We start from the raw sequence: 18,106 nt of genomic DNA, 5'->3' as shown, positions 1-18,106 counted from the left end.
GCCCGGCGTGGCAGGCTGGGCGCATGGACCCCGACATCGAAGTCGTCCCGATCACCGGCGACATGATCCGCCTCGGGCAGTTCCTCAAGTTCGCCAACTTCGCGGAGTCCGGCGCGGCCGCCGGTGAGCTCATCCAGGGCGGCGACGTCAAGGTCGACGGCGACGTGGAGACGCGCCGGGGCCGGCAGCTCGCCAAGGGCATGCTGGTCGAGGTGCTGCTGCCCGGCTCGGTCCTGCGCGCCAAGGTCGGCTGACCCGGGAACAGCGCCGACGTACGCGGTGTTGAACGGGCGTACCTCTACCGGGAGAAGAAGACATGGCGCAGCTCGAGCTCGGACTCGACACCTTCGGTGACGTGACCTTCGGCGACGACGGCAACCCCCTGCCGTACGACGAGGTCATCCGCAACATCGTCGACCAGGCGGTCCTGGCCGACGAGCTGGGTCTCGCGTTCTTCGGGGTGGGGGAGCACCACCGTGAGGACTTCGCCGTCACCGCGCCGGAGGTCGTGCTCGCCGCGATCGCCGCGCGCACCAAGGACATCCACCTCGGCACCGCCGTGACGGTGCTCAGCTCGGACGACCCGATCCGCGTCTACGAGCGCTTCGCGACGCTCGACGCGTTGTCCAACGGTCGCGCCGAGGTCATCCTCGGGCGCGGCTCGTTCACCGAGTCGTTCCCGTTGTTCGGCTTCGACCTCAGCCAGTACGAGGAGCTGTTCAGCGAGAAGCTCGATCTCTTCGCGCGCCTGCGCGAGGAGGGACCGGTCACGTGGTCCGGCAACCTCCGACCGCCGCTGGAAGGTCAGGAGGTCTTCCCCAAGACCGCGGCCGGCAGCCTCGCCACCTGGATCGGCGTCGGCGGCAGCCCCGAGTCGGTCATCCGGGCGGCGCGCTATGGCATCCCGCTGATGCTGGCGATCATCGGCGGCCCGCCCGCGCAGTTCAAGCCGTACGCGGATCTCTACCGCCAGGCGCTCGAGCAGCTCGGCAAGCCGCAGCTGCCCATCGGCGTCCACTCGCCGGGGCACGTCGCCGACACCGACGAGCAGGCGCTCGACGAGCTGTGGCCCCACTACGAGGTGCAGCGCACCCGCATCGGTCGGGAGCGCGGCTGGCCGCCGGCGAGCCGTCAGGAGTTCGAGGCGTCCGCCGGGCCCGAGGGCGCGCTCTACGTCGGCTCACCGCGAACCGTGGCGGACAAGATCATCCGCAACACCAAGATCCTCGGCATGGACCGTTTCGACCTCAAGTTCAGCAACGGCACGCTGCCGCACGACAAGCTCATGCGCAGCATCGAGCTGTACGGCCGCGAGGTCGTGCCGCTGGTGCACGAGGGTCTCGCCTAGAGTCCTCGGCATGGACCTCGCCGCCTTCCCGAGCCCGCGTACGCCGGACCCGATGGAGGCGCCGCCCCTGCGGTGGGGCGTCATGGGTCCCGGATGGATCGCGGCGCAGTTCACGGAGTCCCTGCAGACGTACACCCGTCAGGAGGTCGTGGCGGTGGGCTCGCGTGCGTTGCCCCGCGCACAGGAGTTCGCTGACACGTACGGCGTACGCACCGCCGTCGGCAGCTACGAGGAGCTGGCGGCGCTCGACGACGTCGACATCGTCTACGTCGCGACGCCGCACCCCGCGCATCTCGAGCACGCGATCCTGAGCCTGGAGTCCGGCAAGCACGTCGTCGTCGAGAAGCCGATCGGCCTCAGCGCGAGCCAGGCCCGCGAGATCGCGGCTGTGGCGGAGCGGACCGGCCTCTACTGCGCCGAGGCGCTGTGGACCATGTTCCTACCCAAGTGGGACGTCGTGCGCCAGGTCGTCGAGGACGGTGCCCTGGGCACGATCACGTCGGTCCACTCCGAGTACGGCGAGGCGTTCCCCGAAGGGCACCGGGTGTTCGACCCGGCTCTCGCCGGTGGGCCTCTGCTCGACCTGGGGATCTACCCGCTCGCGTTCATCACCTCGATCCTGGGACCGCACGAATCGGTCGCCGCCCTCGGCCAGCAGGATCCCCACGGTGTCAACGGTCAGCTGGGCGCCACGATGACGCACGCCGGCGGCACGCTGTCGGTGCTCTCGACGACGTTGCACGGGCTGCTGGCCAACCAGGTCACGATCGTCGGCACCGAGGGCGTCCTGACCGTCGAGCCCCAGCACCACAGCCCCGGTCCGCTGACCCTGCGCCGACCCGACCGCACCCTGACGTACGACGAGCCGCGAGGCAACCAGGCATCCGGGCTGCACTTCCAGGCCGCCGAAGCGGCGCGCCGGATCGCGGCGGGGGAGACCCGGACTCCGCTCTGGACCCTCGATCACTCGATCGTCGCGCTCGAGGCGTCCGACGAGATCCGCCGGCAGATCGGTGACGACCTGACGGCAGCGGGCCTGCACGAGTGACGCCCGACGGCGCCGGTGATCGGACGATCGAGATCGTCCAGGACCGCGACCGGCCGTCGGGCCACACGCTGCGGATCGACGGCACGGACCAGTCGCACGTCGACCTGGACGACCCCACCCGGCTCGAGTTCGACTACATGCAGCGCATCGCCGACGTCATCGACGCGCTCGGCAGCCCGGGCAAGCCCTTGCGCGTCGTGCACATCGGCGGAGCGGCGATGACGATCCCGCGGTACGTCGCGGTGACCCGGCCGACATCGGCGCAGATCGTCCTGGAGCCGGACGAGCGGGTCACGGCGCTGGTCCGCGAGCGGCTGCCGCTGCCGCGCAACAGCGGCGTCAAGGTCCGCCCGGTCGACGGCCGCTCCGGTGTCGCGGCGCTGCGACCGGACTTCGCCGACGTCGTGATCCTCGACGCGTACGACGGGGCCCAGGTGCCGGCGGAGCTGTCGACCGCCGAGTTCTTCGCCGATCTCGCGCGGGTCGTGGTCGACGACGGCGTGGTGCTGCTCAACCTCGCGGACCGGGCCCCGTTCCCGTACGTCCGCCGGGTCGTGCGCGGCGTCCGGGACAGCTTCGACCAGGTCATGATCAGCGCCGAGCCGGCGACGCTCAAGGGTCGCCGCTTCGGCAACGTGCTCGTCTCCGCCTCGCAGCGACCCCTGCCGTGGGAGGCGTTGACCCGGCGGGCGGCGAGCTCGGCGTTCCCGTACCGCGTGCTGCCCTACCGCGACGTCGTCGAGAGGTTCGCCGGCAAGACACCGTTCACCGATGTCGACAGCGAGCGGTCGCCCGCGCCGCCCGGCGGGGCGACGTTCTTCAGCTAGGAGGCCTCGTCCTCGGCGCAGACCGCCGTCATCTCGGTGACGTAGTCGGCGAGGGGCTCGAGGCCGGCCTTCTTGCGCCGCTCCTCGACCCCGTCCTCGTCCTTGATCGGGGTGGCCGGCTCGGGACCGTCCGGACCGCAGCCCATCTGGGTGCCGTAGAGCTGGGGCTTGCCGCTGCCGACCGCGACCCGGTCCTCCAGGTAGGCGAGGTTGCCCGGCGAGGCCTGCTTGTCTGCCACCGCCTTGCGGAGCAGCTTGAGTGCCTTGGCCTGGAACGGCTTGTCGAGGTCGGAGTGCTGCGCGATCGTCCACGCCGCGTCCTCGCCGTCCTTGCCGACGAGCGCGATCGTCGGCCAGCCGTGCTCGTCGATGATCTCCTCCAGCCGGTCCGTCCGGTCCTGGTCGCTCTCGTTGGACGGCTTGCCGCCCAGTCGATCCAGCTGGTCGCGCTCGAACATCGCGATCAGCTCGTCGTGCAGCGCCTGGTCGAACTTCTGCACCGGCTTGTCACGGGTCTCCGAGCCCCCGCATGCGGTGAGCGCCAGGAGCAGTCCGGCCAGCAGGATCGTCAGCTTGTGCATGGTGAGGCCTCCGTGCAGCACAACGTACGCGCTGATCGCGCCCGTTGCCCGGGGTTCCGGAGCCGGCACGGTGGGCTCAGGCGTGCAGGGCCTCGGTCAGTGCGTCGACGGCGCCGTCGATCTCCTCGCGGGTGATGACCAGCGGGGGAGCGATGCGGAGCGTGCGCTCGTGCGTCTCCTTGCACAGGACGCCGCGGTCACGCAGCGCCATCGACACCTCGCGTCCGGTCTTTGCCAACGGGTCGATGTCGATGCCTGCCCAGAGGCCGCGACCGCGTACGGCGACGAGGCCCTTGCCGACGAGCTCCTCGAGCCGGCCGTGCAGGTGCTCGCCCAGCTCGCGCGAACGCTCCTGGAAGTCGCCGGTCTCCAGCAGACCGACCACGGCGCGGCCGACGGCGCAGGCGACGGGATAGCCGCCGAACGTCGAGCCGTGCTGGCCGGGCTTGAGCACGCCGAGCACGTCGGCCCGGCCGACGACCGCCGAGACCGGGATGATGCCGCCGCCGAGAGCCTTGCCCAGGGTGTAGAGGTCGGCGCGCACCCCGTCGTGGTCGAGCGCGAACAGCTTGCCGGTGCGGGCCAGCCCCGACTGGATCTCGTCGGCGATGAGCAGGACGTCGTTCTCGTCGCACAGCTCGCGCATCCCCGCGAAGAAACCCGCGGGCGGCACGATCACCCCGGCCTCGCCCTGGATCGGCTCCATCAGGATCGCGGCGGTGTTGGGGGTGATCGCGGCGCGCACCGCGTCGAGGTCGCCGTAGGGGACGGTGACGAACCCGGGGGTGAAGGGCCCGTAGTTGTCATGGGCCGCCGGGTCGTCCGAGAAGGACACGATCGTCGTGGTGCGGCCGTGGAAGTTGCCGGCCGCGACGATGATCTCGGCGCGGTCGAACGCGACGCCCTTGACCTCGTACGCCCACTTGCGGGCGACCTTGATGGCGGACTCGACCGCCTCGGCGCCGGTGTTCATCGTCAGCACCGTCTCGGTGCCGGTCAGCGCGGCGAGGTCGCGGCAGAACGCGCCGAACTGGTCGTTGTGGAACGCGCGCGACGTCAGCGTCAGGCGGTCGAGCTGCTCGCGGGCGGCGTCGATGAGCGCCGGGTGCCGGTGCCCGAAGTTGAGCGCCGAGTAGCCCGAGAGGAAGTCGAGGTAGCGGTTGCCGTCGACGTCCGTGACCCAGGCGCCTTCAGCCTCGGCGATGACGACCGGGAGGGGGTGATAGTTGTGCGCTCCCCACTGCTCGTCGAGGGTGATGAAGGACGCGGTGTCGTTGGTGGTGGTCGCCATGTGACCCACGGTACAAGCCCGCGAGGATCAGCCCGGACGGCGTCGTTTCCCAGCCGTGCCGGTGCCAGGCCGGCGAAAGCGGGTCGATAGCCTGAGGTGGTGTCCGGGCCTGCTTTCGACGTCGCGCTGCGACCGGCCGCAGGCCTGACCCGGGTCGTACGTTCGACCGCGGCCGCGCTGGCCTGTGTCGCCACCGCTGCCGTCGGTCACACGAGCGCAGGCGGCACGATCGGCTCCAGCGCCGTCATCGCCGCGTTCGGCGGAGCTGCGGCCGTTGCGTGGCTGCTCTCGGCAAGCCGGGTGACCCCCGGTCAGCTGGTCGGGCTGCTGCTGCTCTGCCAGGTCGTCGTGCACCTGGGCTGCTCCACGGGCGACATGCAGATGACTGCGGGCATGCTGATGGCCCACGTGCTGGCGACTGCAGTCAGCGCCGTGATCCTGGCTCGTGGAGAAGCCTTCGTGTGGCAGCTCGCCGAGCGGCTCGGGCTGCGGGCCATGGCACTCGAGGCCGGCGTCGTCACGATCCCGTCCTGGCGGCCTCTGCCGCTGGCCGTCGCGCCGCTCGCACTCCACGACGTACGCCTCGCGCACACGCGTGTCGAGAGGGGTCCGCCGAACGGGAGCTGATCCCGTTCCGCACACCCTTCACAGAAAGACACTTCATGACTCGCACCATCGCGCGGCTTTCTGCTGCGCTCATCACGGTCGCCCTCGTCGGGATCGCCGGCCCCGCCCTCGCCCACGTCACGGTCAGCACGACCGACGCGAAGCCGGGCGAGTTCGGCAAGGCGGTGTTCCGCGTGCCGACCGAGTCCGAGACGGCGTCCACGACCAAGCTCGTGGTCACGCTGCCGGAGGACACTCCGTTCGCCTTCGTCACCGCCCAGTCCAAGCCGGGCTGGAAGGTGACGATCAAGGAGGCCACGCTCGACGAGCCCACCAAGGTGGGGGAGTTCGAGCTGTCCAAGGCCGTACGCACGATCACCTGGGAGGCGACCGGCAACGGCATCGCGCCGTCGCAGTTCGACGAGTTCGCGCTGTCCGGCGGGCCGTTCCCCGAGACGGGCGAGATCGCCTTCACCGCCGAGCAGACCTACAGCGACGGCGAGGTCGTGGCCTGGGACGAGGTGCAGAAGGGCGACACCGAGCCCGAGCACCCGGCCCCGACGCTCACGTTGGCCGAGCCGGCGGAGGACGACGGCAAGGCCCAGGCGCACACGCATGACGAGGGCAGTGACAGCGACATGACCGGGCGTTGGCTCGGTGGCGGCGCCCTCGTTGTGGCGGCCGTCGCCCTGGTTGTGGCACTGCGGGAGAATCGACGTCGTGCATAACGTCGTCCTCCGCGTGGCTCTCCTGGGCATCGCCCTGCTCCTGGTGGGGTCGGGCCCGGCGTCGGCGCATGCGTCGCTCGTCGGGTCCGACCCCGAGGACGGGGCCAGCCTGCCCACGAGTCCGTCGACGTTCGCGTTCACGTTCAACGAGAACGTCGGCAACCCCGCCTACGTCTCGGTCACCGCGCCGAACGGCAGCAAGGTCGACGTCAGCGCCGTTCGCGCGGTCGACAACCGGGTCACGGCGACGGTCGCCGACGCCGGACAGAAGGGTCGCTACACGGTGGCCTACCGAGTCGTCTCGGCCGACGGCCACCCGGTGGAGGGCACGATCCGCTACTCGACCACGACCGGGCGCACCGTCAAGCAGGTCGACCCGCCCGAGGAGGAGACGTTCATCCACCGGCACAGCGCTCATCTGTTCTGGGGCATCCTGGCCGCTGCGGCGGCGATCGCCTTGCTGCTCGCGCCCCTGAGGAGGCGAGATGACACGCGCAACACGTGACGTGGTCCTGGCGTTCCTGATCGCCGTCATCTCACTGGTGCTGTTCCTCGAGGTGGGCGGTGGAGCGCCGCAGAAGGCCCTGGCCGACATCCCCAGCCCGGGATCGTTCGTCGGCTGGGCCGTCCCGTCCACCAAGCTCCTGACGGACGCCTCGGCACTCCTCGTGATCGGCCTCCTCGCGGCCGCCGTCTTCCTGCTGCCGTCGTCGGGTCCCGAGGCCGAGGGCCTGGCGGTCCGCGCCGTCAGGATCGCCTCGCGCTGGGCGATGGTGTGGAGCCTCGCGAGCATCTTCTACTTCTTCGTCAAGGTCGGCGAGACCTTCGCCGCCTCGTTGACCGAGCTCACCTGGGCGTACGTCTCGGGATATGCGCAGGCGTCCGAGGGTCGTGCCGTCCTGCTCCAGGCTGCTTTCGCGGGAGTCGTCGCCATCGGTACGCGGTGGACGCTGAGCACACGCGCCCTCGGTGGGCTGCTCGGTCTCGCGCTGGCCGGCATGGCGCCCATCGCGCTCACGGGTCACGCGGCGTCGTCCGGCTCGCACGACCTGGCGACGACCAGCCTGCTGCTGCACCTGCTCGGGGCGACACTGTGGGTCGGCGGGCTGGCCGCGCTCGGCTGGGTCGCCTCCCACGGCAGCAAGCGCCTCGAGCCGGCGATCGCCCGCTTCTCGACGCTCGCCCTGTGGTCGTTCGTCATCATCGGCGCGTCGGGCGTCGTCAACGCGTCGGTCCGCCTCGAGTCGCTCGGTGACGTCTTCGGATCCTCCTACGGTCGCCTCGTGCTGCTCAAGGTCGCGGCGCTGGTGGCGCTCGGCTGGCTCGGCTGGCGGCAGCGTCGCAGGATCATCAGCCAAGGCGGCGGGTTCCTGCGGCTCGCGTTCACCGAGCTGCTGATCATGGCGACCACGATCGGCCTGGCAGTGGCCCTCTCCCGCACCCCGACCCCGGTCGGCGAGAACGTCTTCAACACCCCGATCGAGGAGCTCCTCGGCGGTCCGATGCCGGCGGCGCCGACCGTCCTGCGGCTGCTGTGGGGCTGGTCCGGCAACGGCGTCGGGCTCGCCATCGTGTGCCTCGGCACGGCGCTCTACCTTCGCGGGGTCTGGGCGATGCGCCGTCGCGGCGACGCCTGGCCGGTCGGACGCACGATCTCGTGGCTGGCCGGCATGGGCGTCATCGCGTGGGCGACGTTCGGCGGCCTCGGTGTCTACTCGCACGTGTTGTTCAGCGCCCACATGGCCTCGCACATGCTGCTGTCGATGGTCGCCCCGATCTTCCTGGTGCTCGGCGCTCCGATGACGCTGGCGCTGCGGACCCTGCCGGGCCCCCGCCAGCCGGGCGAGGTGTCGCCGCGCACGATGCTGCTCTCGTTCCTGCACTCCCGGTTCTCGCAGCTCCTCACCCACCCGGTCGTCGGTCCGGTGCTGTTCGTGGGCAGCCTGTACGGGTTGTACTTCAGCAGCGCGTTCGAGACCTTGATGGGCAACCACTGGGGTCACCCGGTCATGGAGCTGCACTTCCTGGCGGTCGGCACCTTGTTCTACTACGTCCTGATCGGCATCGACCCGGCGCCGCGTGCCGTCGCGCCGCTCGTGCGGTTCGGGATGCTGCTCGTCACCGTCCCGTTCCACGCGTTCTTCGCTGTCGCCGTGATGTCGTCCAACACGGTCTTCGCCGCGGACTACTGGCGGTCGCTCGACCGGCCCTACCGGACCGACCTGCTGGCCGACCAGTACCTCGGCGGCGGCATGGCGTGGGCCATGGGCGAGATCCCGTTGATCCTCGTGATGGTCGCGATCCTCGTGCAGTGGTTCCGCTCGGACGCCCGTGAGGCCAAGCGGTTCGACCGCTCCGAGAGCCGTACGGGCGACGAGCAGCTCGAGGCCTACAACGCGCGCCTGCGCGACCTGGCCGAGCACGGAAAACGGCGGGACCCCTAGTCGCCCAGGGATCCCGCCGTCAGCCGGTGGCCGGTCAGAAGATGATCTGGCCGCCGGAGGTTGCTGCGGTGAAGCGCGCCTGGGCGTCGGCCCAGTTGGCGATGTTCCACCACGCCTTGACGTAGTCGCCCTTGACGTTGAGGTAGTCGAGGTAGAACGCGTGCTCCCACATGTCCAGCTGGATGATCGGGATCAGCGTCGCCGGGATGTTGTTCTGCTGGTCGAACAGCTGCACGTTGATGAGCCGCTGACCCAGCGTGTCCCACGCCAGGATCGCCCAGCCGGAGCCCTGCAGGCCCAGCGCCGACGCCTCGAACTGCGCGCGGAACGCGTCGAACGAGCCGAAGTTGTCGTCGATCGCGGCGCCCAGCTCACCATCGGGCTTGTCGCCGCCCTCGGGGGAGAGGTTCTTCCAGAAGATCGAGTGGTTGATGTGACCGCCGAGGTTGAACGCGAGGTTCTTCTCCAGCAGGTTGATCGTGTCGTGAGCCTCGTTGCTGCGCGCCTCTTCGAGCTTCTCGAGGGCGGTGTTCAGGCCGTTGACGTAGTTCTGATGGTGCTTCGAGTGGTGAAGCTCCATGATCTTGCCCGAAATGTGCGGATCCAGTGCGCCGTAGTCGTACGGCAGATCCGGAAGTGTGTAGTCAGCCACGATCCTCCTCGGGACGTGGGCACCTCGTGTGCCCGGTGTGTAGTTGTATGCGTTTCAACCGCCAGTCTGTCAGTCCTGTTCCCGTGCGCAACGGCGGTGCCCAACCCGTGGGCAGCGCACTCGTGTCCGCGGGCAGGCGGCAGGTCGCCATGTCCTAGTCTGTCTGTGGACATTCCGGGGGGAACCTGACGAGACGCGAGGAGGATCGAGATGGAGGAGCGCATCCTCACGATCCCCAACGCGTTGAGCTTCGTACGCCTGCTGTTGGTCCCGGTGTTCCTCTGGCTCGTGCTCGGTCCGCAGTACGACGAGCTGGCGCTGGCCGTCCTGATGGTGTCGGGATTCACCGACTACCTCGACGGCAAGCTGGCCCGCCGGCTCAACCAGACGTCCAAGATCGGGGCGATCCTCGACCCTGTCGCCGACCGCTTCTTCATCCTCGCCGTCGTCATCGGCCTCGGCTACCGCGACATCATCCCGTGGTGGCTCGCGGTGATCCTGCCCCTGCGGGACGTGTTCCTGTTCAGCCTCGTGCCGTTCCTGCGCACGCGCGGCTACAGCTCGCTGCCGGTCCACTTCCTCGGCAAAGCTGCCACGGCGAGCCTCCTCTACGCCTTCCCGCTGTTGCTGCTGGGCGACGCGACGGGCACCGTCGCCGACCTGGCCAACGTGTTCGGCTGGGCGTTCACGATCTGGGGCGTGGCGCTCTACTGGTGGGGCGGCGTCCTGTACGCGTTCCAGGTGCGTCGACTCATGACGTCGACGGCCCCCGTCGTCCGGAGCTGAGATGGCCGAGCAGGATGCGGCGGCGCAGGCGGAGGGCCTGCTCGAGCAGATTGCCGACACCGCGCTGGACGATGACTACTACGTCGTCCGCGCCGGCGACTACGCCCAGTCGCGCGAGTTCAACACCCCGCTCACGGCACTGGTCCTCGCGGTCTTCGCGCTGCTGGTGATGATGGCCGCTGTGCAGACGCGCAACGACCGGCCGGCCACCGAGCGTGCGCGCAGCACGTTGATCAGCGACGTGGCGGCGCGCAAGGAGCTCCAGACCGAGCGCGAGGCCACTGCCGAGCGGCTCCGCGAGGAGGTCGACGAGCTGTCGGCCTCAGCCAACCGCTTCGACCCGAGCTACCAGAACCTCCGGATCGAGGCGGGTGACCTGGCGGCCGAGGGGCCCGGGATCACCGTCGTGGTCAGCCCGAGCCTGCAGCGCAACGTCGACGGCGGCATCACCGACGACGACCTGCAGATCCTCGTCAACGGGCTCTGGTACGCCGGCGCGGAGGCGGTGGCGATCAACGGCGAGCGCATCGGCAGCCTGACGGGCATCCATTTCGCGAACGGCGCCATCAACGTCAACTTCCGTGACATCGCGCCGCCCTACACCGTCGTCGCGATCGGGCAGAGCGACACCCTCATGCAACGATTCGAGGACAATCCGGCGGGGCGCTACTGGGCATCGCGGCAAAAGGACGCAGCCGTGCAGTTCGGCGTGACACCATCGTCTGATCTCGACGTCCCAGCTGCACCGAAGAAGCGCATGACGATCCGCCATGCGAAAGCCATCAAGGGGGAAGAATGATCCCGGTCATCGGCCTGGCCATCGGCATCGTGGCCGGGCTGCTCCTCGAGCCGACCGTGCCGAGGGACCTGCAGCCGTACCTTCCCATCGCGATCGTCGCGGCCCTCGACGCCGTCATCGGCGCGCTCCGCGCCCTCGGCGAGCGCCGCTTCAACGATCGCGTCTTCGTGGTGTCGTTCATCTCGAACGTCCTGATCGCCTCGTTCATGGTCTACCTCGGCGACCAGCTCGGCGTCGGCTCGCAGCTGTCGACCGGCGTCGTCGTGGTGCTCGGCATCCGGATCTTCGCCAACGCCGCAGCAATCCGGAGGAGGATCTTCCATGCCTGAGTCCAGGTGGCGCTCGCTGTTCCGGCCGACCGTCGCGCAGGTCGTCGTCGCAGCCCTGATCGGTGGCCTGGCGTTCGCGATCGTGGTGCAGGTCAGGCACGAGGACAAGGACGACTACTCCGGCGTGCGCGGTGACGACCTGGTCGAGCTGCTCAAGTCCCTCGATGCCGCGAACGAGCGGCTGAGCACGCAGATCGACGACCTGACCGCCACCCGGGACGGGCTGCTCAACAGCACGCAGCGGTCCGCAAGTGCCGAGCGGCAGGCCAAGGAGCGGGCCGAGGAGCTCGCGATCCTCGCCGGCACGAAGGGCGCCACGGGGCCCGGTGTCGAGGTCGTGATCAACGACCCCGACAAGGACATCGACGCGTCAGCCCTGCTGGACGCGGTGGAGAAGCTCCGCGACGGCGGGGCCGAGGCCATCGCGATCAACGGTGTCGCCCGCGTGGTCGCGCAGACGTACTTCCTCGACGACGACGACGAGATCCGCGTCGGTGGACGCGAGATCAAGCGGCCCTACCTGATCGAGGCGATCGGTGACTCGTCAACGCTCGCCGGGGCGGTACGCTTTCCCGGCGGACTCATCGACGGGATCTCGACGCGAGGCGGCACCGCGACCGTGACGGAGCAGGACAAGGTCACGATCACGGCGCTGGCGGACATCAAGGCTCCTGAGTACGCTCGACCTTCTTCTTGACCCTGGCTAGGAGCACGCGGTGATCCCTGAGGACCTGTTTTACAGCGAAGAGCACGAGTGGGTGCGTCTCGACGAGGACATCGCCACGATCGGCATCACCGACTTCGCCCAGGACCAGCTCGGAGACATCGTCTACGTCGAGCTGCCGGCCGTGGGGGAGCGGGTCGAGGCAGGTGCCGTCATCGGCGAGCTCGAGTCGACCAAGTCGGTCTCCGACATCTTCTCGCCGCTGACCGGCGAGATCGTCTCCCGCAACGACGCGCTCGAGGGTGGGCCCGAGGTCATCAACTCCGATCCGTACGGCGAGGGGTGGCTCATCAAGGTGCGCACGGCCGACGAGGACCCGACCGCGTCGCTGCTCGAGGCCGAGGCCTACTCCGCGCTCGTCTCGGACTGAACGACCACCCGTTCACGGCGCCTCGGGACCACCCGGGGTGCTAAGTTGGAGACGAAGTCTCAACCCCCACTGAAGACCCCGACCTCCAGGAGTGAATCCGATGTCAACGCCGGACCACGAGCCCGACGGAACCGCCGGACCAGTGCCTCCGAGTGATGACACGACGCACATCCCGATCCTCGATGCCGACACCGAGGAGATGTCCGCGTCCGACGTCTCGGCGGTGGAGAACCTGCCGGCCGGCAGCGCGATGCTGCTGGTGCAGCGCGGCCCCGATGCCGGTGCGCGATTCCTCCTCGACAGCGACGTCGTGACCGTGGGGCGTCATCCCGAGAGCGACATCTTCCTCGACGACATCAGCGTCTCGCGCCGCCACGCGACCTTCACCCGCAGCGGTGCCGGCTACGCGATCGCGGACCTTGGCAGCCTCAACGGCAGCTACGTCAACCGTGACCGCATCGACAACGAGGTGACGTTGGCTGGCGGCGATGAGGTCCAGATCGGCAAGTACCGCCTGATCTACTTCGCCGGAGCCCTGAAAGGGCAGGCGTGACGGAGCCGCTGCCGGAGCTCTCGCGCCTCGGCATCGGCAAGGTGCTCGACGAGCTCCTGCCGGAGTTCCCGGACCTCACGATCACCAAGATCCGCTACCTCGAGTCCGAAGGCCTGCTGGAGCCGGAGCGCACATCCTCGGGCTACCGCAAGTTCTCGTTCGGGGACGTCGAACGGCTGCGCTTCATCCTGCGCCAGCAGCGTGACAAGTTCTGGCCGCTGGGACACATCCGCCAGGTGCTCGACGACATGGACCGCGGTGTCGTCCCTGACACCGAGGTCGGCAGCACGACCCGGGTCCCGCGGCTCAGCCTCGCAGCGGACGGGTTGCCGACCCCCGAGACCTTCGCCGAGCCCCGCAGCAGTGTCCGCCTGTCGCGCGAGGAGCTGCTCGAGTCGGCCGGCATCGACTCGGCCACCCTCGAGGCGATCGAGGAGTTCGGGCTGATCGTGCGGCGCCCCAGCCAGACCTACTACGACGGCGAGGCGCTGCAGGTCGCCGCGCTGGTGGGGGAGTTCGTCCAGCTCGGCATCGAGCCGCGTCACCTCCGCATCTTCAGCACGGCGGCCGACCGCGAGGTGGCGCTGTTCGAGCAGGTGGTGACGCCGCGGGCTCGCCAGCTCGACAAGGAGGCGAGCGAGCAGACGGTCTCCGCCCTCGCCGCCCTGTCCGTGCGCTTGCAGAGCGTCCTCGTCAGAAGTCGATTGCGCGGATAGTCCGATGCGTGAGGTCGAGGTGGTCGGGGTGCGGGTGGAGATGCCGACGAACCAGCCGCTGGTGCTGCTGCGGGAGCTCGATGGCGGTCGCTACCTGCCGATCTGGATCGGTGCGGTCGAGGCGTCCGCGATCGCGTACGCCCAGCAGGGCACCGAGACGGCTCGCCCGCTGACGCACGAGCTCATGCAGCACGTCGTCGAGGCGCTCGGCGACGAGCTCGACGAGGTGCAGATCATCGACGTGCGGGACGGTGTCTTCTACGCCACCCTCACCTTCGCGTCCGGCGCCGAGGTCGAGGCTCGGCCCTCCGACTCGATCGCCCTGGCCCTGCGATCGGGAGCGCGGATCCTCTGTGCGGAGGACGTCCTCGACGAGGCCGGGATCATGGCGACGACCGACGAGGACGAGGAGATCGAGAAGTTCCGGGAGTTCCTCGACGAGATCAGCCCGGAGGACTTCGAGAAGCCTCCACCGGGGACCTGAGCTCAACCCTCACGTGAGAGTTGAGGGTTGCGACACGCCGAGCCGTACGCTCGGTCGTTGCTTTGGGAAAGTCTCACCCTTACCTTGAGAGAACTACTGAAGGTACACGGATGTAGTTCCGTGGAGGTAGTCTTCCCCAATACACAGCATTGGAAGGCATTTCGGATGATCGAGTCACGCGACGACGACGTCACGGCCACCACGGAAGCAGCCGCAGAGGCCAGCGACCAAGGCCTGCTGTTCACCGATGATGTCTCACCGCTGCCCGAGGACGCCGGCTTCCGCGGCCCCACGGCGTGCAGCGCCGCAGGGATCACCTATCGCCAGCTCGACTACTGGGCCCGCACCGGGCTCGTCGAGCCGACCGTGCGCTCGGCCACCGGCTCGGGCACGCAGCGGCTGTACTCGTTCAAGGACATCCTGCTGCTCAAGATCATCAAGCGACTGCTGGATGCCGGCGTCTCGCTGCAGCAGATCCGCATCGCGATCGACCACCTGCGCGTCCGCGGCACCGACGACCTGACGCAGGTCACGCTCATGAGCGACGGCGCCAGCGTCTACGAGTGCCGCTCGGCCGATGAGGTCATCGACCTCCTGCAAGGCGGCCAGGGCGTGTTCGGCATCGCGATCGGCGGTGTGTGGAAGGAGATCGAGGGCTCGCTCCACGAGCTCCCGAGCGAGCGCGCGGTCGAGATCAGCCTGGCCGACGACGAGCTCGCCGCCCGGCGCCGCGCGCGCCTGTCGTCCTGAGGATCCACGCCTGAGGCACGCCGGAGCTCCACCATGTGGGGCTCCCGACGGTTCGCCTTGTAGACTGGTTGTGCTGTCGATCGCGCGTGGGAGAGTTCGCCCAGGCGACGCCGAAGGGGCAATTCCTCCCCGGAACCTCTCAGGCACCAAGGACCACGCGACCGAGGCAATTCTGGAGCACTCTGCCCGCACGGGAGCGTGACAGAAGGGGAGGGGCAGTCCGACGCCTCTACCCCTGGAGCTCTCCCGTGTCCCACGACTTCGCCGACCGTCACATCGGCCCCAGCAGCTCGGACCAGGACGCCATGGTGCGTCGGGTCGGTTACGACTCCCTCGATGCCTTGATGGCTGCAGCGGTCCCGTCCGGCATCCGCAGCGCGTCGGCCCTCAACCTCCCGCCGGCGCAGACCGAGCCAGAGGCGCTGGCGACCCTGCGCGCCCTGGCCGAGCGCAACAATCCCGGCGTCGCGATGATCGGCCTCGGCTACCACCCGACGGTCACGCCGGCCGTCATCCGCCGCAACGTGCTCGAGGACCCGTCCTGGTACACCGCCTACACGCCGTACCAGCCGGAGATCTCCCAGGGCCGGCTCGAGGCCCTCATCAACTTCCAGACCGTCATCGCGGACCTGACCGGGCTGACGACGGCCAACTCGTCGCTGCTCGACGAGGGCACCGCCGTGGCCGAGTCGATGACGCTGATCCGCCGCGCGACCAAGGGCAAGGACGCGCTGCCGATCATCATCGACTCCGGGCTGCTTCCGCAGACGCTCGCGGTGACGCACACCCGCGCCGAGGCGTTGGGCATCGAGCTCGTCGAGGCCGACCTGTCCGCCGGCGTGCCCGATGTCGAGGCAGCCGGCACGATCATCGCCTACCCCCGCACCGACGGCCAGGTCGTGGACCCGCGCCCCGCGATCGACGCCGCGCACGCCTCGGGTGGTCTGGCCGTGGTCGTCGCCGACCCGCTCGCACTCGTCCTGCTCGCCTCGCCCGGCTCGATGGGCGCCGACGTCGTGGTCGGCTCCAGCCAGCGCTTCGGTGTGCCGATGTTCTACGGCGGACCCCACGCCGGGTTCATGGCGGTGCGCCAAGGCCTTGAGCGGCACCTCCCCGGCCGCCTGGTCGGTGTCTCGGTCGACAGCGCGGGCCGTCCGGCGTACCGGCTGGCTCTCCAGACGCGAGAGCAGCACATCCGCCGCGAGAAGGCCACGTCCAACATCTGCACGGCCCAGGTGCTCCTGGCCGTCGCCGCGTCGATGTACGCGGTCTACCACGGGCCCGACGGCCTGCGGCGGATCGCGGCGAACGTCAACGAGTCCGCGCGGCTCCTCGCTGCCGGCCTGCGCCAGGGCGGGGTCGCGGTCGCCGATGACGGATTCTTCGACACCGTCGTCGCCGAGGTCCCCGGCTCTGCTGCCGGCATCGTGGCCAAGGCGCGCGAGGCCGGCATCCACCTGCGCCTCGTGGACGCCGACCACGTCGGCGTGACGACCAGCGAGACCACGACCCGAGCCGATCTCGAGGCGGTCTGGAACGCGTTCGGCGTGTCCGGGGCCGACGAGGCGCCGGAGTCGCTGCCGGATTCGCTGCTGCGCACGGACGAGATCCTGACCCACCCGGTGTTCCATGAACACCGCAGCGAGACGCAGATGCTGCGCTACCTGCGCAAGCTCAGCGACCGCGACTACGCCCTCGACCGGGGCATGATCCCGCTGGGGTCGTGCACCATGAAGCTCAATGCCACCGCGGAGATGGAGCCCATCAGCTGGCCGGGCTTCGCCGACCTGCACCCGTTCGTGCCGGCCGAGGACGCCGCCGGGATGATCGAGCTCGTCGAGACGCTGGAGTCGTGGCTCGCCGAGGTCACCGGCTATGCCGCCGTGTCGATCCAGCCCAACGCCGGCTCACAGGGCGAGCTCGCCGGCCTGCTGGCCATCCGGGCCTACCACCTGAGCCGAGGCGACAAGCACCGCGACGTCTGCCTGATCCCTGCCTCGGCCCACGGCACCAACGCCGCCTCGGCGGTCATGGCCGGCATGCGCGTCGTCATCGTGAAGTCGACGGAGCAGGGTGAGGTCGACCTGGCCGACCTGCGGGCTCAGTGCGACGCGCACTCCGACGACCTCGCGGCCATCATGGTGACCTACCCGTCGACCCACGGGGTCTACGAGCACGGCATCACCGAGCTGTGCGAGATCGTGCACGGTCACGGCGGGCAGGTCTACGTCGACGGCGCCAACCTCAACGCCCTGCTCGGCCACGCGGCACCCGGCCAGTTCGGCGGCGACGTGTCGCACCTCAACCTGCACAAGACGTTCTGCATCCCGCACGGCGGCGGCGGACCCGGTGTCGGGCCCGTGGCCGTCGCGGAGCACCTCGTCCCGTTCCTGCCGACCCACCCGCTGCACCCCGTGGAGTCGAAGCGCTCCGGCATCGGCGCGATCAGCGCGGCCCCGTACGGGTCCGCGGGCATCCTGCCGATCCCGTACGCGTACATCGCCATGATGGGTGCCGAGGGTCTCACCAACGCCACCTCGGTCGCCGTGCTGTCGGCCAACTACGTCGCCAAGCGCCTCGAGGGGGCGTTCCCGGTGCTCTACACGGGCGACCACGATCTCGTGGCTCACGAGTGCATCCTCGACCTGCGACCGCTCACGAGGGCCTCAGGCCTCACGATCGACGACGTGGCGAAGCGGCTCATCGACTACGGCTTCCACGCCCCGACGATGAGCTTCCCGGTGCCGGGCACGTTGATGGTCGAGCCGACGGAGTCCGAGGACCTCGCCGAGCTCGACCGGTTCTGCGACGCCATGCTCGCGATCCGGTCCGAGATCGACGCCGTGGCGGCGGGGGAGTACCCCGACGGCGACAACCCGCTGACTCACGCTCCGCACACCATGCGCGACCTGGTCGACTGGCAGCACGCGTACGACATCAGCACGGGGGCGTTCCCGGCCGGCACGACGGACGACAAGTACTGGCCGCCGGTGGGCCGGATCGACCAGGCGTACGGCGACCGCAACCTGGCGTGCTCGTGCCCGCCGATCGAGGCCTTCGCCGAGTAGCT

General features: G+C 69.5%; 21 protein-coding genes and 1 riboswitch. Of the genes, 18 read left to right on the top strand and 3 right to left on the bottom strand.

The features are described 5' to 3' along the window. The first annotated feature begins 23 nt into the window (after positions 1-23). The 4 genes from AB0N22_RS04875 (at position 24) to AB0N22_RS04860 (ending at position 3,223) form a co-directional block, all read left to right on the top strand. Positions 24-254 carry an RNA-binding S4 domain-containing protein gene (locus AB0N22_RS04875; protein ID WP_364636732.1) on the top strand — a complete coding sequence of 77 codons (231 nt, stop codon included), beginning with the start codon at positions 24-26 and terminating at the stop codon, positions 252-254. Positions 255-316: 62 nt separating this feature from the next. Continuing rightward, complete coding sequence (locus tag AB0N22_RS04870; RefSeq protein ID WP_364636730.1) at positions 317-1,348, top strand: LLM class flavin-dependent oxidoreductase; 1,032 nt, start codon at positions 317-319, stop codon at positions 1,346-1,348. A 10-nt stretch (positions 1,349-1,358) separates the two neighbouring features. Beyond that, positions 1,359-2,396: a Gfo/Idh/MocA family oxidoreductase gene (locus AB0N22_RS04865; protein ID WP_364636728.1), complete on the top strand. Its 1,038-nt coding sequence runs from the start codon at positions 1,359-1,361 to the stop codon at positions 2,394-2,396. Between the two features lie 26 nt (positions 2,397-2,422). Then, positions 2,423-3,223: a fused MFS/spermidine synthase gene (locus AB0N22_RS04860; protein ID WP_364639217.1), complete on the top strand. Its 801-nt coding sequence runs from the start codon at positions 2,423-2,425 to the stop codon at positions 3,221-3,223. On the opposite strand, the gene AB0N22_RS04855 is transcribed toward AB0N22_RS04860, so the two are convergent. Both AB0N22_RS04855 and rocD read right to left on the bottom strand, forming a co-directional pair. Next, entirely contained in the window at positions 3,220-3,804 is a 585-nt protein-coding gene (locus tag AB0N22_RS04855) for a DUF6624 domain-containing protein (protein WP_364636726.1), read from the bottom strand. The two genes, AB0N22_RS04860 and AB0N22_RS04855, sit on opposite strands and share 4 nt — an antisense overlap. Positions 3,805-3,880: 76 nt before the next feature. Beyond that, positions 3,881-5,095, bottom strand: coding sequence for an ornithine--oxo-acid transaminase (gene rocD, locus AB0N22_RS04850; protein ID WP_364636724.1), 1,215 nt, complete (start codon positions 5,093-5,095; stop codon positions 3,881-3,883). Between the two features lie 99 nt (positions 5,096-5,194). Between rocD and AB0N22_RS04845 the strand changes: the two genes are divergently transcribed. The 4 genes from AB0N22_RS04845 to AB0N22_RS04830 are packed head-to-tail and all read left to right on the top strand — an operon-like array spanning position 5,195 to position 8,873. Continuing rightward, complete coding sequence (locus AB0N22_RS04845; protein WP_364636722.1) at positions 5,195-5,722, top strand: hypothetical protein; 528 nt, start codon at positions 5,195-5,197, stop codon at positions 5,720-5,722. Between the two features lie 35 nt (positions 5,723-5,757). Continuing rightward, positions 5,758-6,429 (top strand): YcnI family protein, encoded by a 672-nt coding sequence (locus tag AB0N22_RS04840; protein ID WP_364636720.1) that lies wholly within the window; start codon positions 5,758-5,760, stop codon positions 6,427-6,429. Further along, on the top strand, positions 6,422-6,934 hold the full coding sequence (locus AB0N22_RS04835; RefSeq protein WP_364636718.1) for a copper resistance CopC family protein: 513 nt from the start codon (positions 6,422-6,424) through the stop codon (positions 6,932-6,934). The genes AB0N22_RS04840 and AB0N22_RS04835 overlap by 8 nt, the downstream gene beginning before the upstream one ends. Next, a complete protein-coding gene (locus AB0N22_RS04830; protein ID WP_364636716.1) occupies positions 6,915-8,873 on the top strand; it encodes a cytochrome c oxidase assembly protein in 1,959 nt (652 codons plus the stop codon). The genes AB0N22_RS04835 and AB0N22_RS04830 overlap by 20 nt, the downstream gene beginning before the upstream one ends. Before the next feature lie 34 nt (positions 8,874-8,907). Here the strand turns inward: AB0N22_RS04830 and AB0N22_RS04825 are convergent, their stop codons facing one another. Continuing rightward, positions 8,908-9,525 (bottom strand): superoxide dismutase, encoded by a 618-nt coding sequence (locus tag AB0N22_RS04825; protein WP_364636714.1) that lies wholly within the window; start codon positions 9,523-9,525, stop codon positions 8,908-8,910. A gap of 210 nt (positions 9,526-9,735) precedes the next feature. Here AB0N22_RS04825 and AB0N22_RS04820 point away from each other — a divergent pair, with 210 nt between their 5' ends. The 10 genes from AB0N22_RS04820 to gcvP all read left to right on the top strand — a co-directional run bounded on the left by AB0N22_RS04820 (position 9,736) and on the right by gcvP (position 18,104). After that, positions 9,736-10,311, top strand: a complete 576-nt coding sequence (locus AB0N22_RS04820) for a CDP-alcohol phosphatidyltransferase family protein (protein ID WP_364636712.1) — start codon at positions 9,736-9,738, stop codon at positions 10,309-10,311. 1 nt (position 10,312) lies between these two features. After that, positions 10,313-11,110, top strand: coding sequence for a DUF881 domain-containing protein (locus AB0N22_RS04815; protein WP_364636710.1), 798 nt, complete (start codon positions 10,313-10,315; stop codon positions 11,108-11,110). Beyond that, entirely contained in the window at positions 11,107-11,439 is a 333-nt protein-coding gene (locus tag AB0N22_RS04810) for a small basic family protein (protein ID WP_364636708.1), read from the top strand. The genes AB0N22_RS04815 and AB0N22_RS04810 overlap by 4 nt, the downstream gene beginning before the upstream one ends. Beyond that, on the top strand, positions 11,432-12,136 hold the full coding sequence (locus tag AB0N22_RS04805) for a DUF881 domain-containing protein (protein WP_364636706.1): 705 nt from the start codon (positions 11,432-11,434) through the stop codon (positions 12,134-12,136). The genes AB0N22_RS04810 and AB0N22_RS04805 overlap by 8 nt, the downstream gene beginning before the upstream one ends. Before the next feature lie 19 nt (positions 12,137-12,155). Further along, complete coding sequence (gcvH, locus tag AB0N22_RS04800; RefSeq protein ID WP_364636704.1) at positions 12,156-12,533, top strand: glycine cleavage system protein GcvH; 378 nt, start codon at positions 12,156-12,158, stop codon at positions 12,531-12,533. A 100-nt stretch (positions 12,534-12,633) separates the two neighbouring features. Beyond that, positions 12,634-13,086 (top strand): FHA domain-containing protein, encoded by a 453-nt coding sequence (locus AB0N22_RS04795; RefSeq protein WP_364636702.1) that lies wholly within the window; start codon positions 12,634-12,636, stop codon positions 13,084-13,086. Then, positions 13,083-13,802 (top strand): MerR family transcriptional regulator, encoded by a 720-nt coding sequence (locus tag AB0N22_RS04790; protein WP_364636700.1) that lies wholly within the window; start codon positions 13,083-13,085, stop codon positions 13,800-13,802. Before AB0N22_RS04795 ends, AB0N22_RS04790 begins: the two co-directional genes overlap by 4 nt. A gap of 4 nt (positions 13,803-13,806) precedes the next feature. Then, complete coding sequence (locus AB0N22_RS04785; RefSeq protein WP_364636698.1) at positions 13,807-14,286, top strand: bifunctional nuclease family protein; 480 nt, start codon at positions 13,807-13,809, stop codon at positions 14,284-14,286. Positions 14,287-14,451: 165 nt separating this feature from the next. Further along, the gene (locus AB0N22_RS04780; protein WP_364636696.1) at positions 14,452-15,036 is read left to right on the top strand and encodes a MerR family transcriptional regulator; all 585 of its coding nucleotides are present in this window, start codon (positions 14,452-14,454) and stop codon (positions 15,034-15,036) included. Positions 15,037-15,113: 77 nt separating this feature from the next. Further along, a riboswitch (glycine riboswitch) is annotated at positions 15,114-15,202 on the top strand. Positions 15,203-15,284: 82 nt separating this feature from the next. Next, positions 15,285-18,104 carry an aminomethyl-transferring glycine dehydrogenase gene (gcvP, locus tag AB0N22_RS04775; RefSeq protein WP_364636694.1) on the top strand — a complete coding sequence of 940 codons (2,820 nt, stop codon included), beginning with the start codon at positions 15,285-15,287 and terminating at the stop codon, positions 18,102-18,104. The last annotated feature ends 2 nt before the right edge of the window (positions 18,105-18,106 follow it).

This window comes from Aeromicrobium sp. NPDC092404, assembly GCF_040684095.1.
Classification (GTDB): Bacteria; Actinomycetota; Actinomycetes; order Propionibacteriales; family Nocardioidaceae; genus Aeromicrobium.
Note: the sequence above shows the minus strand (reverse complement) of the source record. Positions and strands in the feature narration are given on the sequence as shown.

Excerpts from the sequence above, each read along its gene's own strand:
- AB0N22_RS04875 (WP_364636732.1), top strand. The coding sequence starts at position 24 with ATGGACCCCGACATCGAAGTCGTCCCGATCACCGGCGACATGATCCGC.
- AB0N22_RS04870 (WP_364636730.1), top strand. The coding sequence starts at position 317 with ATGGCGCAGCTCGAGCTCGGACTCGACACCTTCGGTGACGTGACCTTC.
- AB0N22_RS04865 (WP_364636728.1), top strand. The coding sequence starts at position 1,359 with ATGGACCTCGCCGCCTTCCCGAGCCCGCGTACGCCGGACCCGATGGAG.
- AB0N22_RS04855 (WP_364636726.1), bottom strand. The coding sequence starts at position 3,804 with ATGCACAAGCTGACGATCCTGCTGGCCGGACTGCTCCTGGCGCTCACC.
- rocD (WP_364636724.1), bottom strand. The coding sequence starts at position 5,095 with ATGGCGACCACCACCAACGACACCGCGTCCTTCATCACCCTCGACGAG.
- AB0N22_RS04840 (WP_364636720.1), top strand. The coding sequence starts at position 5,758 with ATGACTCGCACCATCGCGCGGCTTTCTGCTGCGCTCATCACGGTCGCC.
- AB0N22_RS04830 (WP_364636716.1), top strand. The coding sequence starts at position 6,915 with ATGACACGCGCAACACGTGACGTGGTCCTGGCGTTCCTGATCGCCGTC.
- AB0N22_RS04820 (WP_364636712.1), top strand. The coding sequence starts at position 9,736 with ATGGAGGAGCGCATCCTCACGATCCCCAACGCGTTGAGCTTCGTACGC.
- AB0N22_RS04815 (WP_364636710.1), top strand. The coding sequence starts at position 10,313 with ATGGCCGAGCAGGATGCGGCGGCGCAGGCGGAGGGCCTGCTCGAGCAG.
- AB0N22_RS04810 (WP_364636708.1), top strand. The coding sequence starts at position 11,107 with ATGATCCCGGTCATCGGCCTGGCCATCGGCATCGTGGCCGGGCTGCTC.
- AB0N22_RS04805 (WP_364636706.1), top strand. The coding sequence starts at position 11,432 with ATGCCTGAGTCCAGGTGGCGCTCGCTGTTCCGGCCGACCGTCGCGCAG.
- AB0N22_RS04795 (WP_364636702.1), top strand. The coding sequence starts at position 12,634 with ATGTCAACGCCGGACCACGAGCCCGACGGAACCGCCGGACCAGTGCCT.
- AB0N22_RS04785 (WP_364636698.1), top strand. The coding sequence starts at position 13,807 with ATGCGTGAGGTCGAGGTGGTCGGGGTGCGGGTGGAGATGCCGACGAAC.
- AB0N22_RS04780 (WP_364636696.1), top strand. The coding sequence starts at position 14,452 with ATGATCGAGTCACGCGACGACGACGTCACGGCCACCACGGAAGCAGCC.